The organism is Streptomyces chrestomyceticus JCM 4735, from assembly GCF_003865135.1.
GTDB lineage: Bacteria > Actinomycetota > Actinomycetes > Streptomycetales > Streptomycetaceae > Streptomyces > Streptomyces chrestomyceticus.
The window spans coordinates 9135786-9150642 of record NZ_BHZC01000001.1; the positions used below are offsets into that span (position 1 = coordinate 9135786).

Sequence of the window (14857 nt, forward strand, 5' to 3'; positions counted from 1 at the left end):
TGGGCCCCTTGGGGGTACCAGCCCCGGTGTACCCGTGGTCGCCACTACCGACCGAGTGATGCCGGCGGGCCCCCGGGCCGCATGGGGCCGGCCCGGGAACCCGCCCGATCACCCTCCGGTCACCGCCCTCCCACCGGCAGCAGATGCCCCCGCAAGGGCACGACCAGGCAGCCGCGCAGGCGCTTGGTCGTCTCGTGGCCCACGCCGTAGTCGATGCGGTCGAACTCCTTGCCGGTGACGTACATCAGCGGCGCGTAATACGTGGCCGCCAGGTGGGCGTACGGTGTGGCGCGGCCCTCCTCGGTGGTGCCCGCGTAGATGTTCTGCAGGACGCGGTCCTGGGCGACGAACAGCGCGTGGGCCAGGAGGCGGCCCTCGCGGACGACCGAGTACAGCACGAGGTCGTCGCCGAACGCCTCGATCAGGGCGTGCAGTCTGCGCCGTTCGCTGTCCTCGTCGGCGGGCTGGCCGTAGTGGCGCAGCAGGCAGCAGCGTGCGGCCACCACCTCGTCGAACCGGGGCCGCGGGTCCTCGCGGACCACCTCGCCGCCGGCTTCGGCCAGCCGGCGCAACTGGCGCAGGATCTCGGCCCGCCGCCGGTTGCGCGGTCCCGAGTGGTAGTCGTCCCAGTCCGTCCAGCCGATCTCCAGCACCGACCGGGAGGTCAGGTCGAAGCTCGCGCCGCCGAGCTCCGTGGTCACCGGGTCGAGGACGGCGGCGCCTTCGGGGGTGGAGTAGAGGACGCACACCGTCGCCAGCCCGGCGTCCCGCGCGTGGTCCAGCACCGCGGACAGGCAGTCGCGTACCGCCCCAGGGCGGTGGGCGGCCGGTCCGACCGGGTCACCGAGGTAGCCGGGGGCGGACAGGACCACGCTGGGCAGCATGTCCTCCGCCGCGCCGCCGAGCTGCGGGGCCACCGGCCCGTCGGCGTGCGCGGCGGGGAAGACCTCGGGGTCGGCGCGCAGGATCGTCCACGGGTTGTACGCCTCGTAGGCGCCCGGCTCCGTGACCACCGCGCCCACGAAGCCGAGCGCGGCACCGTCGTCGTCCTCGTGCAGCACCGTCAGGGGCTTTCCGGGCAGCCGACTGAGCATGATGTCGATCCAGCAGGCGCTCTGCACCGCGGAGCCGGGGTACAGCCGGCCCCAGCGTGCGGCGTCGAAGTGCGCGGAGATCTCGGTGCGGGGCATTCCTCTCCTTCGTTCTGTCGTGGGCCGGTTCTCGTGGACGGGTCAGCGGGGGGCCAGGTCGGGCTCGGCTGCGGGCACGTCGGCCGGCGGCTCGGCCTTCAGGCCCCGGATGCTGGGGGCGAGCAGCGCCGCGAGGCTGAGCAGGACGGCCGCCGCGCCGGCCACGACGGCCGCGCCCCGGGCGTCCATGGTGGTCACCAGCGGGCCCATCAGCAGCGTGCCCAACGGGATCAGACCGTCGAACCCCAGGAACGACAGGCTGCCCACCCGGCTGGTCAGGTTCTCCGGCACCCGGTCCTGGAGCAGGCTCGGGTAGAGGGAGTTGAAGACGTGCAGCCCGATGCCGTACAGCAGGGCGAGGGCCAGCGCCGGTATGCCTCCGCCGAAGAATCCGACGGCGGTCAGTGCCGCCGCCATCATCAGCAGCATGGCGAACATGCTGGTGCCCAGCCGTTTGACGGTGAGCCGCATGAGGATCACGGCACCGATCAGCGCGCCGACACCCTCCAGCGCGTAGAAGACGCCGAGCGACTGGGCCTGGCTGGTGCCCTCCGGGGACATGATCAGCGGAATCGGTACGTCGAGCACCCCGGCGAAGACGGCGTTCACCAGCGCGCCGACGCCCAGGAAGATCAGCAGCCAGGGCACGCCCCGCACGTAGTGCAGCGCCTCCACGATGTCCCTGCCGAAGCGGCGCAGTTGCTCGCCCATCGGCTGGCGCGGCTCGTCGGCCGATTCGCCGGTGGTCACCGGCCGGGCGCCGGTCACGCCCTTCGGCCGTACCATCAGCAGGATTCCGGAGAGCAGGAAGGTCAGCGCGTCGAAGGCGAACGTGGCGGGCGCCCCGATGAACCCCACCAGCAGACCGCCGATCAGCGGGCCGCCGATCAGTCCGAACTGCATGCTGACCGACAGCGCGGAGTTCGCGGAGACCAGCTTGTCCCGCGACGTGATCTCCAGCATGTACGAGAACGAGACCGGCATGAAGAAGCCGTCGGCGATCCCGATGAGCAGCGAGAGCGCCACCAGGAGCAGCGCGCTGGTCGTCCAGTAGGTGGCGGCGGCGATCAGCAGCAGGACGACCACCCGCGCCACGTCGCACACCACCAGGACCCGCCGCCGCGCCTTGGTCCGGTCTCCCACCGCCCCACCGACCAGGTAGAACAGCAGCGAGGGCACCAGCAGCGCGGCGGTGGCGGCGGCGAGCACCGACGCCGATCCGGTCACGGTGATGAGGTGGGTGGCGAAGGCGATGCGGAAGGCGTAGTCGCCGACCAGGGACAGCGTGCGGGCCGCCCAGAAGCGGCGGAACGCCGGCTGGGCCATGATTCCCCGGTGTGACTGGGGAGCGGAGCTCACGGGGGACTCCCTAGGTAGAAACGGAACGGGACAGAGGGCCGACCGGCACTAGAAGGCCCGGCCCGACCAGGCCCACTGGGGCCGGAACGGTTCGAGGAGCGCCTGGATGCCGGGCGCGCACCGCTCGTCGGCGAACGCGCGGAACAGCTCCTCGGTGAGGTCGAGCAGCCAGGGCAGTGCCTCTTCCTGCGGCAGCCGGTCGGCGAAGAGCACCTTGTCGCACTGGGCGAACAGGGCGGGTGCGCCCGGGAGTCGGGCTGCGGCGGCCGACCTGGACAGCAGGTGCTTGGTGCCGTAGGTGATCCGGCCGAAGGCGTTGAGGCCGGAGGTGAGGAGCGCTTCGGCGGCGCCGCGGCACATCAGTTCCCGGGCGGGAGAGCCGAGCACCGTGGTGTCGGCCAGGAGGCTCATCGTGTCGACGAAGGACAGCGCCGCCGCCGACGCGCGGACGAGGTCCGCGTCGATGCCCTTCTTGATCTCGTCCAGGCGGTCGGCGTTGGACAGCGGCCAGCCCGTGCTGACCCGCTGGATGAGCCGCAGTTCCAGGCCCTGGAGGTTGGCCAGGTCGGGCGGTCCGTCACCGGTGGCCGGCCGTACGGCCTGCTGCACCAGGGCGATCGCCTCCTCGCTGACGTACTCGATGTTGACCATCAAGTCGCCCGCCATGCCGTCGAAGCTGTCCCCGAAGATCGAGGGGTGGTTGGTGGTGCCGGGTACCCCGCGCGTGCCCGGTCCGGGCATCAGGACGAGGATGTCCAGGTCCGAGGTCGGGTTGGCCTCGCCGGTCGCGTAGGAACCGGCCAGCATGACCACGTCGCCGGGCCGGTCGTCCACCAGAGCGGCGATGCGCTCGGGGTGGCGCCTTGCCCGGCGAGCGCGGCCTGTACCGCGTGCGGGAGGGCATCCAGAAGGGCAGGGTCCATGGTGGTCGCTCTCTTCTTCTGCTCGGAGGTCAGGGGCGGGTGAGGGCCGTACGCAGCCGGTGCAGGCCGTCCTTGAGCTGGTCGGCGGGCAGCGCGAAGGAGAGCCGCAGATGGCCGGGTGCGCCGAAGGCCGCGCCGTCGACCACCGCCACCTCGTGCCGGGTGCGCAGCCAGCCGACGAGGTCCTCCCGCGCCTGCGGCGGAGCGCTGTCGGCCAGCCAGCCGCGCAGGTCGGGGAAGAGGAAGATGCCGCCCGCCGGACGGGCGCAGTGCACTCCGGGGATGCCGGCGAAGGCGTCGAGGGCCAGGTCGAGGTGGGTCGCGAGCCGGGCGCCGAGCTCCCGGCGCCCGGGCTCCCCGGTGGTCAGCACCTGCTGCGCGATGTCCTGGACCACTCCGCTGGCGCCGCCGATGAGGTGGGAGGCGGTGGCGGTGATCCGGGTGGCGGTCTCGGGCCCGGCCACGGCCCAGCCGAGCCGCAGGCCCGCCAGCGCGTGGCTCTTGGTGAGCCCGTCGGTGAGCACCACGTGGCCGGGCAGCTCCGGGTAGAGCTGGGTCACGGACGGCGCCGGCTCCTCGTACAGCGCGACACCCCGGTACACCTGGTCGAACAGCAGCGTCAGCCCGCGCTCCGCCGTCCACTCGGTGATGCCGCGCAGCTCCTCGGCGGAGACCACCGCGCCGTCGGGGTTGCGGGGGGAGTTGAGGATCAGCATGGCGGTGCGCTCGGTCGTCAGCCCCGCCAGCGCCTCCAGGGACGGCGCGCCCTGGCCGGGCTCCGTGGGGACGGGCACCGGCGTCCCGCCGGCCATCTCGACGAGCCGGGGGAAGCTGGCCCAGTACGGCGTCGGGAGCAGCACCTCCCGCCGGTCGCCGCGCAGGACGGACAGCAGGGCGGTGAAGATCGCCTGCCGGGCGCCGGGGGTGACCACCACCTGGTCCGGGGCGAACGTCGGGGTGCCGCCGTCCGCCGCGTAGGCGGTGATGGCCTCGCGGAGCGCCCGGTCACCGGCGGGGGAGCGGTAGGGCTGGTCCGCGCGGCGGGCGGCGGGGACGGCGCCCGGGTCGTGCTGGGCGACGCGGATGTCGCCGGTGGAGAGGACCACCACGTCGCCGTTCTGCTCGGTGACGGCGGTGGGAGCGAGCTTGGTCATCGGGCGGCTCCGTCGGGCAGTACGCGGCCCACCCGGCCGGCGAGCAGGGCCGGGTCGCCGGCGAGGGCGTCCCGGACGAGTTCGGCGACCCGCCGGCGGCTGCTGGCCTCCGCCTCCTCCGACAGGAAGGCCCGGTGGCTGGTGAACACGGAGTGCGGGTGGTCGAGCACCGGCTTCCAGCGCGGGTCCTGGTGCGGGTTCTCGGGAGCGAAGACGTCCAGTCCGGCTCCCGCGATCGTGCCCTCGTCCAGCGCCTTGCCGAGCGCCTCCGGGTCGATGAGCTTGCCGCGGGCCGCGTTGACCAGGAAGGCGTCGGACTTCATGGCCCGCAGCTCGGCCTCCCCGATCAGTCCTTCGGTACCGGGGGTGAGCGGGCAGTGCAGCGTCACCAGGTCGGACTCGGCGAGGAGTTCCTCCAGCGTGTCGACGGTACGGGCGCCGTAGCCCTCGGCGAGGTCCCGGCCGATGTAGGGGTCGTACACGAGCACCTGGCCGTAGAAGGTGCCGAGCTTGCGGGCGACGGCCCGGCCGATCCGGCCGAAGCCGACGATGCCCAGGGTGCGGCGGCTGACGCGGCGCGGCGCGCCACCGGCGTAGATGTCGAAGGTGCCGCCGGTCAGGGTCACGTGCTGCGGCACCACGTGCCGTTCCAGGGCGAGGGCGAGCGCCGAGGTGTGTACGGCGACCTCGTCCACGCAGTAGTCCGGCACGTTGAAGCCGGGGAGGCCGCGCTCCGCGAGCAGGTCGGCGTTGAGGTTGTCCACGCCCACGCCCTGCCGGACCACGACCCGCAGCCCGTCGCCCGCCGCGTCGAGCAGGGCGTCGGTGACCTGGCAGCGGTACACCACCAGGGCGTCGGCTCCGGCGGCACGTTCCAGCAGCCGGTCGTCGGTCAGGACGTAGCGGCCGTCCTCGTGCGGAGCGGTGAGCAGCTCTACGTCGTCGCCCAGGACGTCGCGCTCGACGGTGGCCAGGGAGAGGTCCTGCCGGCCGTCGGCGACCAGCCAGGCGGGGTCGGTGTACAGGACACGCTGTGCGTTCATCGCGCGGCGCCTTCCGTCAGTGAGGGCCGGACGAACCGGCCGAGGACGTCTTCGGGGGTGAGCGTGCAGGGGTTGTTCATGGCCCGGCCGGAGTGCAGCGCCTCGGCCACCACGCCGGCCCACTCGTCGGCCGGCAGGGCGAGGTCGGCGAGGTCGGCGGGGTAGCCGCCGGCCTGGAGGAGGTCCGCGAGCAGCTCCTCCGGCTCCCGGCCGGTGTGCGCCCGTACCGTCCGGCGGATCTCGGCGACCCGCCCGTGCAGGACGCGGACACCGGGCGGCGGGCACTCCCGGGAGGTCGCCGCGGCGTGCCGGCCGATGAGCCAGCGCAGGTGCAGGGCCACGGCCACGCCGTGCGGCAGGCCGAGCCGGCTGGTCAGCGCGTACGACAGGGCGTGGGCCGCGGTCGTACGGGTGACGTCGATGGCCGCCCCGGCGAGGGCCGCGCCCAGGGACAGGTCGTGCCGTACCTCGGCCGGCCGTCCCGTGTCGGCGAGCTGCCCCAGCGCGGGGAGGAGGGCGTGCAGCGCCTCCTCGGCCCACTCCAGGGACTGCGGGGTGGCGGTGCGGGCCCAGGAGGACTCCACGGCCTGGCTGAAGGCGTCGAGCGCGCCGGCCACCGTCGTCGGCACCGGCACGGTCGCGGTCAGTTCGGGATCGACCAGGACCACGTCGGCCCGGGCCGCGTCCGTGTCCAGGGACACCTTGCGGCCGTCCCGGTACAGGGTGGCGAACCGGGTGAGTTCGCTGCCCGAACCGGCGGTGGTGGGCACCAGGACCAGCCGCCCCGGGCGCTTCCGGCCGACCAGGTCCGGCGAGCCGAGACAGTCCGCCGGGTCCGCGTCCTGGGCGGCGAGCACGGAGGCGGCCTTGGCCACGTCCATGCTGCTGCCGCCGCCGATGCCGACGACGGCGTCGGGACGGAGCCGGCGGATGACCCGTACCGCCTCCTCGATGTGGCCCAGCTCCGGGTTGGGCCGTACGTCGCCGAAGTGGTGCACCTCGAACCCGGCCCGGCCGGCTCGGGTGAGGCGGGCCGCCGCGCCGGTGGCGTACGACGGCCCGTGCACCAGCAGCACACGCCGGGCGCCGGCGCCCGCCAGCACGGCGTTGAGCCGTGCGGCGGCGCCGGTCCCGAAGAACGCGGCGGGGTGTCCTGGCAGTCGTCGCAGTCCGGCGACGGCCGCGGGGGAACCGTACCGGTCACGACAGCGGCACCTGCCCCGCGGTCAGTTCGGCGCTGAACCGGCGCGCGATCTCGGGGACGGTGACGGCCCCGGAGGCCCGTTCGCCCGCCGCGCCGCCCGCCCGGCCGCGGACCACGAGGAGCGTGGGCCCTTCGGCGCGGAAGGCGTCCTGGATCGCGGGCCGCACCGCCGCGGTGGAGGCCACGTACTGCACCCGCCGGTAGCCGCTGCCCCGGGCGATGGTGTCGAACTCCGTGGTGCTCGCGGTGGTGGCCTGCCCGCCGGTGGAGTCGTAGACCTGGTTGTCGAACAGCACGTGCACCAGGTTCGGCGGCGCGAAGTGCCCCACCGTGGTGAGCGCTCCCATGTGCATCAGCACCGAGCCGTCACCGTCGAGCACCACGAACCGTTCCGACGGGCGGGCCAGGGCGGACCCCAGGGCCAGGGAGGCCACATGGCCCATCGAGCCCTGCATGTAGAAGTTGCGCGGCCGGTCGCCCCGGTTGAACAGCGAGCGGGACAGATAGCCGGTGGTGGAGAAGACGAACTCCGGTCCGACCTCGGCGAGCACGGCCTTCACCAGGTCGTCGCGGTCGGGCAGATCGCCGTCGGCCGGCCGCGTCTCCGCGTCCGGCGCGCCGACCGCCTTCTCGTCCTCCACCGCGCCCTTGGCGACCAGGACGAACGCCGGCCGTCCCGAGGCGAGCACCGGCCGGGTCTCCTCCAGGACCTCGTCGAGGCCCGGCCCGTCCGGCAGGAGCATCCGGTGCGGTACGTCGAGCGAGTCGAGCCAGTCCGGCACGACGCGGCCCATCCAGTGGTGCTGGGGCTCGCCGCTGGACGCCTTGGGCCAGCCGCGCATGCTGACGAACACCAGCACCGGGATCTGATAGGGCAGGACCAGCGAGGTCAGCGGGTTGATGAGGTTGCCGAAGCCGGAGTTCTGGGCGATGACCGCGGCCGGCCGTCCGGCCAGCCGGCTGCCGGCCGCGGTGGCCAGCGCGGTGCCCTCGTTGGCGGCCGGCACGTAGGGGATGTCCGGCCAGTGGGCCAGTTCGCCGATGGGGCCGCCGAAGTACGAGCAGGGCACTCCGGAGACCAGGCCGATGCCGTGGTTGTCGAGCGCGGTGACGAACGCCTTGGAGGTCGTGCTCACGGGGCGGTCCGGAAGGCCGCGGTCATGCCCTGCAGCGCGAAGATCTCCGGCATGGTGGCGATGTCGGCGTCCACGGACTCGGCGCGGCCCTCGACGCGCAGCTTGCCGAGCACCTCGCGCATGTTCTTCACGGCCGCCCGCATGCCCTGGTTCGCGTAGATGACCAGGCGGTAACCGGCGTCGAACAGCGCCTTCTCCTCCACCGAGGCGTAGGTGGTGGGCACCGCCACCAGCGGTACGTCGCGGTCCCAGGCGTCGCCGAGCTCCAGGATGTCGTCCGGGCGGCGGCTCTTGCTGTGGACCAGTACGGCGTCCGCCCCGGCGTCCGCGTACGCGTGGGCGCGCTCCAGCGCCTCGGGTACGCCCTGGCCGGAGATGAGCGCCTCGGTACGGGCGATCAGCAGGAAGCGCTCGTCCTTCTGCGTCTGCTTGCCGGCCTCGATCTTGAGGGCGAACTCCTTGGTGGGCAGCAGGTCCTGGCCGGCGTCCGCGAAGCTGTTGATCTTCGGGAACAGCTTGTCCTCGATGCACATCGCGGCGATGCCGGCCCGCTCGTACCGCTCCACGGCGAACGCCACGTTGAGCGGCCCGCCGAACCCGGTGTCGCAGTCGGCGATCACCGGGATGTCGATGATCGCGTCCATCGCCTCGGCGGCCGCCAGGAACTGCGTCATCGTCACCAGGCTGGCGTCCGGCAGACCGTAACTGGCGGACACCTCGAAGCTGGAGCACCAGACGGCGTCGAAGCCCGCCTGCTCCACCAGCTTGGCGCTGAGGCCGTCGTGCGCGCCGACCGCGGCCACCGGCCGGGGACCGGCGAGCAGCTCACGCAGCCGTGCGGACTTGTTCGTGGTGGTGGCGTTCTCGGACATGTCAGTTACCTTCCTTGCTGTACCAGAGCCGGTCTTCGTTGACATAGCGCTCGATCCCGCCCTCGGGCATGGCGCCGAGGGCGTGCCGCACCTCGGGCAGCACCGCACCCGCGATGCGCAGCAGCAGGACCTGGGCGGGGGGCGCCTCGGGGTCCGTGCGGACGAAGGAGAGCGGGACCTCGGGCATGAGGTAGGCGGAGTCGCCGGGCTGCAGCTCCTCCTCGTACCGCTCCCCGTCGGCCTCCCAGAGCAGCCGCACGGGCTGGTCACCGAGCACGTAGAGGTAGCTGTGCTGGTAGGTGGAGAGCCAGGCGGTGTCCTCGGCGGAGCGGGCCAGCACCTCGGTCTCCAGCGCGGTGGTGTGCGGGTGCGAGGCGTCGCCGGCGAGCTGGGTGAAGCGGTAGGCGGGAGAGTCCGCCGGGTAGTGCCAGCGGTGGGCGGTCGCGGACCGCTGGACGACCACACCGCCGTCCGTGCGGGTGCTCGGCGGCAGCAGGTCGCGCTCGGAGATGCCGAGCGCCTCGGCCAGTTGGGCCCGCTCGGCGCCGGTCGGCTGCCGGTCCCCGTCGACCAGTACCGCCAGGTGCCCGGCGGACAGCCCGGTGCGGCGGGCCAGCTCCTCGACGGTGACCGCCCTGGCCTGGAGGAACGAGCGCAGCAGGGCGGCCGGTCCGCCGTCGGGGGTCAGCTTGGCCTGGTGGGCGGCGGCGTTGCCGAGGATGGCCAGCTCACGCTGGGCGTCCCCGACCAGGTCACCGCCGTAGGTGAGGGCCAGGATGTACGCCGGTTCGTCGGTGGACCGCGCGGTGAAGGAGTGCGGGGCGAACGGCAGCCCCCACACCGAGTCGCCGGTCTCCATCGGGACGCAGACGCTGCGGTCCTGCCACCGGTAGTAGTAGTTGACCGGGCCGACGAAGTAGGTGAACTGGTAGAGCAGATGGCCGCGGTTCCAGCGGACGGCCGGGTTGTCGGCATCGTTGTCGTCCACCGGCTGGAGCATGCGGATCCACTCGGGGCGGTACGAGGCCACGCGGGACATCGCGGTGTCGCGGTACTCGTAGTAGTCGTCACCGCCGCGGGCCAGCACCCGGGAGGACGCCTCCGACTCCTTGGCCCGCATGATGCGGACCCGTCGGGAGGTGTCGTCGTGGCCGGGCAGCAGATCGCGCTCGTTGAGCGGCCACACTTCGGCGGCCCGGCCCAGCAGGGCCAGGTCCACGGGCTGTTCGCCGCTGGTGAGACCGGCGAAGGTGCCGGGGGCGAGGCCGAGGTCGGCCTCGGCGGTGGTGTCGTCGCGCTTGAGATCGTTGGCGGCGGCGCGCAGCAGCGCTGCCGCCCGCCGGTCGAAGGCAGGGTCCGGTAGGGACATGGTGGGGGCCTTTCCTCTGACGTTTGCGTGCGCGGGGGAGGGGAGCCCCGCGGCGGGGCCGTACGGTGCGGAGGCTCAGCGCCGCACGGCGGCACGGACCAGCGGCTGGGCGTGCAGGCCGTAACGGGTCTTGAACTCGTCGTTGCGGCGGCCGCATTCGAGGACCTGCCGCCCGGAGGCCATGCCGGCCTCCAGTTCGGCCGCGAACAGCACGTACTGGGGACTCCAGTTGAGTTCCTGCGGGTAGAGACAGCCGCCCGCCCAGGCGTGCATCCGGGTGCGGTCGTACAGGCACAGGGAGACCGCGAGCAGCACGCCGTCCAGATCCACGCGCAGGATGCCGCAGTCGGGGCCGAGGGCGTTCACCAGGGCGGCGAGCCGGTCCGGCGGGTAGTAGCCGGGGGCGTGCTTGTCCGCGGTGGCCTCGCACAGGTCCAGTACGTCCTGGTCGAGCGCTTCGGAGCCCTGGCGCAGGGTGATCTCGGCGCCGGCGTCGCGGGCCCGCCGCGCGAACTGGCGCAGGGTGCGCCGGGAGGGGCGGCTTACGGTGGTGAGGTGCTCGTCCAGGGTGGCGGGACCGCCTGCGAGGGGCAGGCGGTAACGCGGCACGGTGGACTCGGTCGCCACGCCGATCTCCGTGAGGAGGCGGGCGAGTTCGCCGTCGGCGGCCACGTTGGCCAGTCCCCAGAGATCCACGTCGGAGCTGTCGGCCAGCTCACCCAGCGCGTTCCAGAACGTCTCCACCAGGGGAGCGGTCAGCGGTACGCGACTGGGCAGCACGGTGTCGTAACAGTGCCACACGTGTCCCATCAGCACCGTGAGCAGCGCGTCGGCCCCAGGGCCCGTGGCGAACGGGTCACGGGTGTGCTGGAGGTACACCGGCAGGACGGCGACCGGTTCACCGGCCGGCTCCTCCCGCGCCACCAGGTAGCGGGCGCGGGACGGCGAGGTGAGCGGCAGCTTCTCCACGCTGCACAGGAAGTCGTAGCTGTAGAAGACGGGCGCCCCGCACGCCTCCACCAGCGAGGTCCAGGCTCGGCGGCCCACCTCCTCCACCGAGTCGGCGACCGACACGGTGCAGGAGGCGGTACGGGTGCCGATCACCTGGCCGCTTCCACGCTCGCCCGCAGGGGCGGGAAGTGCAGCGACGAGCCGAGCACCACACGCTCCCACTCGTCCAGGACCACGCCCGCCCGGCGCAGCCGCTCCTCCGCCCAGGCCATCCGCAGCTCGTCGCGCCACTTCGGGGTGAAGTCGCAGCGCACCACGTCGGCCAAGCCGGCGGTGAGCCGGTCGCCGAGGAGGTCGGCCAGCCGGTCGCCGGCGCCGGGCAGGCCCAGTTGGCCGGTGTCGGCGAACTCGGTGGTGAACCGCTGCCGTACGGCGGCAGGCAGTTCCTCCCACAGCGCGCCCACCAGCCGGGTGCGCACCGAGGCCAGTACCTGCTCGAAGTCGCGGGTCTCCGGGTTGCCCGGCGTGTTCAGCCGGCACAACTGGTCGATCTCGGCGGCGACCTCCTCCGGGTCGCCCGCGTGCTCCGGAGTCAGACCGAAGACGGCGGCCTCCCGCTCGGAGTCCTCCGGGCCGTCGGAGCTGTGCATCACGCTCATGGCGCTGTTGATGGCGTCGAAGTCCCGCCGCAGCGTGCCCAGGTCGGCGTCGGTCGGGTGCTGGTAGCCCTTGAGCTTGGCGAGTTCGGCGTGCCGGCCGTCGCAGCGGCAGATCAGGGCGACGGTGGGACCGAGGCCGAGGACGGCGTCCACCAGGCGGTAGCGCCAGGTCTGCCACTGGCCCGCGATGAGGTCCGAGTACAGGTCGTCGATCAGCTCCGGATCGGCCTGCAGGGCCCGCGCGGCCACCGGCGGGAAGCCCTCGTCCCGCAGCCTCCGCACCAGATCGCCGTGCCGGCCCCGGTAGACGATGTCGGAGCTCAGCAGGACGAACACGTGTCGGGACCAGAAGTCTTCAGCAGTCACGGACGCTGCCTTTCGTGTGATTGCGGTAAGGCGGAGCCGTCGACGGCGTTCCGCTCCGGCAGGACGGGGACGGCGGCGTGGTGCCGCACCGGACAGGCGTCGGGGGCGGCGACGCTCGCGTCGTCCGGGAGTGCGTACTGCCGCCACTTGAAGTCGGTGGAGGTGTCGCCGTCGCCGAGGGTGGGGTGCGGCCCGATCCGGTCGTAGCGCGCCAGCCCCTCCCGGACCCGGCGTTTGGCGGCCTTGCCGGCCACCGTGCTGCCGCCGATGCCCTCGAAGACCCGCCGGACCTGGAAGACCAGGGTCAGGCACGGCCCGAGGTCACGGCTGCGGCGGTCCCGGTAGGCGGGGCTAGCGGCGAAGATGAACCACGGCTCGCCGTCGAAGCACCACTGCCAGCGGGGGTCGGCGGGGTCGGTGGGCACCTCGGCCGGCCAGGGCTCGGTGTCGTACGCCCGCAGTTCGTCCAGCAGCGTCCAGAACCGCCGGTGGTCGTCCGCGAGTTCCGCGCCGGGCACGGCCGGACCGACGAAGACGATCAGGGTCTGCCGCTTGGGTCCCTGCCAGGCCCGCTGCCGGTAGGCCCGCAGGGACCGGGCGAGCGCGGCCGGACCGTGGGTGTCCGGGTAGCGGGTGTCGACGGCGCTGAAGGAGTTGTTGCCGCGCTGCTGGCCCTGCGTCCCGAAGTAACAGGGATAGGACGGCTCTTCGGCGAGAATCCGCTCGGTGAAGACGCTGTGCGCTTCCGGGACCCAGCCGAAAGGCTCGTCGCCGGAACCGGAGCGCGACACCTCGGAGTCCCTCCATAGATAGCTTTCCAAAGAACGCTCCGAAAGGGTCGTTGGAGAATACTGCGAGCCGCGCCGCCCGAAGGACGGAAGAGATGTGCTGGGGCGGGGCTCGCCGCGCAGAACAATCACAACAGCGCTCACTCGGCACTGTCAAGGCTTCACTGCCCCAAAGGATTTGCGGGAGGGAAGACCCGCGGGCCGTTAGGGAAAGCCGGCACCACCGCGAATATCCCGCCCCTCGCGCGCACGCGTACGGTACTGATCGTCGGCACGGCCATGACCAGCGGCGCCGGGCCGCTGCGGGGCGCTCGCGGCTCGGGTACACAAGGGCAACGCACGCTGCCCGTTGGTCCCGGATCGGCCGCCGGCCCTTTTCACCAGCGCCATCGTGACTAGGGTTTTGGCTCATCCGCACAGCAGCCGACGAACCCCGGCCGACGCCGGTACCGGACAACGACGAGAGCCCGCCGAGCCCCCGGGACATAACCCGCGCCGCGTCGTACCGACAGCGTTGTTCCCGCCGCGGGCAAACGGCTTCCGGGCAACCGGTCCACACGACAGGGCAGCGAGCCGAAAAAGGTTGTGCAATGACATCGCAAATCATCGGGAATGCGCCGGTGCCGCAGCAGGAAAAGCAGCCGGTCATTCTGCTCGACCGCCTCGGCTATTCCTCGTACCGAGGCCCGGACGGCCGCCCCTTCCTGCCCACGGACCGCTGGGAGGTACGGCTGGTCACCGCACTGGAGCGGACCGGTGAGGCCGTGGGTGACGAGCTGGCGTCCGTCGTCGGGGTGCCCGGTGTCGAGACCGCGCCGTTCGCCGACGCGGTCCGCTTCCAGCACCGCTGGGGCGGCCGGCCGGCGGCCCGCCTGGTGGCGGTCACCGAACGCTTCCTGCTGCCCGCCGCCGAACTGCGGGAAGAGCTGGGCATCCCCGGTCAGCGCGTCGAGCAGGCGCTGCTCTTCCGCGACAAGGTGCTGATGAAGGAGCACCTGCGCGACCACGGCATCGCGGTACCGGACTTCGCCCCGTTCTCCCGGGAGGCCGCGCTGACGCTGCTGGACAAGTACCACCGCGTGGTCGTCAAGCCGCGGCTCGGCGCCGGTTCCAGCGAGATCCACGTACTGGACGACATCGCCGGACTCGACCGGTTCGTACGGGAACACGCCGGCCGGCTGGCGGAGTTCGAGGTCGAGGAGTTCGTCGACGGGCAGCTCTACCACGTCGACAGCGTGGTGCAGGACTCGCACGTCACGGCGGCGGTGGCCGGCCGGTACGTGGACAGCACCATGTCGTACCGGCGGCTGGAGCCCTGCCGTGACATCGCCGTGCCGGACGGCCCGCTGCTCGACGCGCTGCTCGCGTTCGACCAGGCCGTACTCGCCGCGTACCCGGGCTTCACCGGAGTGGCGCATCACGAGGTCTTCATGTCCCCCTCGGGCCCCGTGTTCTGCGAGATCGCGGCGCGGGCCGGGGGAGGGGGCATCCTCGCCGGCTTCCGGTCGCGTACCGGGGCCAACCTCGACGAGGTCATGCTGCGGGCCCAGTTGGACGGCAGCGTGCCGCACGTACCGGCCCCCGCCCCCCATCTGACCGGCTTCACGGCCCTGTACGCCGAGCCCGGCCGGGTCCTGCGCACCCCGGCGGTGCCCGACGAACCGTGGATCACCGAAGCGCAGATCCTGGTGGGAGAGGGTGATCTGATTGATCCGCCGACCCGGTACAGCGACGCGGCGGCCATCGTCTCGGTACGCGGCGACACCGAGGAACAGGTCATGTCCAGACTCGCGGCACTGGCCGAGCGCATCAGCATTCCCACGGTCCCGGAATCGGCGTAGGG

13 protein-coding genes are annotated in these 14857 nt (G+C 72.7%); 1 reads left to right on the plus strand and 12 read right to left on the minus strand.

What is annotated here, in order from left to right:
• Nucleotides 1-119: 119 nt before the first annotated feature.
• The 12 genes from EJG53_RS39480 to EJG53_RS39535 form a co-directional block, all read right to left on the minus strand.
• Nucleotides 120-1190, minus strand: a complete 1071-nt coding sequence (locus EJG53_RS39480; RefSeq protein ID WP_125048910.1) for a GNAT family N-acetyltransferase — start codon at nt 1188-1190, stop codon at nt 120-122.
• Between the two features lie 42 nt (nt 1191-1232).
• Nucleotides 1233-2549 carry an MFS transporter gene (locus EJG53_RS39485; protein WP_125048911.1) on the minus strand — a complete coding sequence of 439 codons (1317 nt, stop codon included), beginning with the start codon at nt 2547-2549 and terminating at the stop codon, nt 1233-1235.
• A 48-nt stretch (nt 2550-2597) separates the two neighbouring features.
• Entirely contained in the window at nt 2598-3383 is a 786-nt protein-coding gene (locus tag EJG53_RS39490) for a nucleotidyltransferase domain-containing protein (RefSeq protein WP_125048912.1), read from the minus strand.
• A 118-nt stretch (nt 3384-3501) separates the two neighbouring features.
• A complete protein-coding gene (locus tag EJG53_RS39495) occupies nt 3502-4626 on the minus strand; it encodes a pyridoxal phosphate-dependent aminotransferase (protein ID WP_125048913.1) in 1125 nt (374 codons plus the stop codon).
• Nucleotides 4623-5669 carry a C-terminal binding protein gene (locus tag EJG53_RS39500; protein ID WP_125048914.1) on the minus strand — a complete coding sequence of 349 codons (1047 nt, stop codon included), beginning with the start codon at nt 5667-5669 and terminating at the stop codon, nt 4623-4625. The genes EJG53_RS39495 and EJG53_RS39500 overlap by 4 nt, the downstream gene beginning before the upstream one ends.
• Complete coding sequence (locus EJG53_RS39505) at nt 5666-6838, minus strand: iron-containing alcohol dehydrogenase (protein ID WP_125048915.1); 1173 nt, start codon at nt 6836-6838, stop codon at nt 5666-5668. The genes EJG53_RS39500 and EJG53_RS39505 overlap by 4 nt, the downstream gene beginning before the upstream one ends.
• Nucleotides 6839-6869: 31 nt before the next feature.
• Entirely contained in the window at nt 6870-8009 is a 1140-nt protein-coding gene (gene aepY / locus EJG53_RS39510) for a phosphonopyruvate decarboxylase (protein WP_125048916.1), read from the minus strand.
• Nucleotides 8006-8881, minus strand: a complete 876-nt coding sequence (locus EJG53_RS39515; protein WP_125048917.1) for an isocitrate lyase/phosphoenolpyruvate mutase family protein — start codon at nt 8879-8881, stop codon at nt 8006-8008. Before EJG53_RS39515 ends, aepY begins: the two co-directional genes overlap by 4 nt.
• A 1-nt stretch (nt 8882) precedes the next feature.
• Nucleotides 8883-10250, minus strand: coding sequence for a helix-turn-helix transcriptional regulator (locus EJG53_RS39520; protein ID WP_125048918.1), 1368 nt, complete (start codon nt 10248-10250; stop codon nt 8883-8885).
• Between the two features lie 75 nt (nt 10251-10325).
• Nucleotides 10326-11354 carry a GNAT family N-acetyltransferase gene (locus EJG53_RS39525; RefSeq protein WP_125048919.1) on the minus strand — a complete coding sequence of 343 codons (1029 nt, stop codon included), beginning with the start codon at nt 11352-11354 and terminating at the stop codon, nt 10326-10328.
• Complete coding sequence (locus EJG53_RS39530) at nt 11351-12226, minus strand: nucleoside-diphosphate kinase (RefSeq protein WP_125048920.1); 876 nt, start codon at nt 12224-12226, stop codon at nt 11351-11353. The genes EJG53_RS39525 and EJG53_RS39530 overlap by 4 nt, the downstream gene beginning before the upstream one ends.
• On the minus strand, nt 12223-13017 hold the full coding sequence (locus EJG53_RS39535; protein ID WP_218041951.1) for a YqcI/YcgG family protein: 795 nt from the start codon (nt 13015-13017) through the stop codon (nt 12223-12225). Before EJG53_RS39535 ends, EJG53_RS39530 begins: the two co-directional genes overlap by 4 nt.
• Nucleotides 13018-13604: 587 nt before the next feature.
• Between EJG53_RS39535 and EJG53_RS39540 the strand changes: the two genes are divergently transcribed.
• On the plus strand, nt 13605-14855 hold the full coding sequence (locus tag EJG53_RS39540) for an ATP-grasp domain-containing protein (RefSeq protein ID WP_125048922.1): 1251 nt from the start codon (nt 13605-13607) through the stop codon (nt 14853-14855).
• The last annotated feature ends 2 nt before the right edge of the window (nt 14856-14857 follow it).

Coding starts and splice junctions, on each gene's coding strand:
- EJG53_RS39495 (WP_125048913.1), bottom strand. CDS start 4,626: ATGACCAAGCTCGCTCCCACCGCCGTCACCGAGCAGAACGGCGACGTG.
- EJG53_RS39480 (WP_125048910.1), bottom strand. CDS start 1,190: ATGCCCCGCACCGAGATCTCCGCGCACTTCGACGCCGCACGCTGGGGC.
- EJG53_RS39520 (WP_125048918.1), bottom strand. CDS start 10,250: ATGTCCCTACCGGACCCTGCCTTCGACCGGCGGGCGGCAGCGCTGCTG.
- EJG53_RS39500 (WP_125048914.1), bottom strand. CDS start 5,669: ATGAACGCACAGCGTGTCCTGTACACCGACCCCGCCTGGCTGGTCGCC.
- EJG53_RS39515 (WP_125048917.1), bottom strand. CDS start 8,881: ATGTCCGAGAACGCCACCACCACGAACAAGTCCGCACGGCTGCGTGAG.
- EJG53_RS39540 (WP_125048922.1), top strand. CDS start 13,605: ATGACATCGCAAATCATCGGGAATGCGCCGGTGCCGCAGCAGGAAAAG.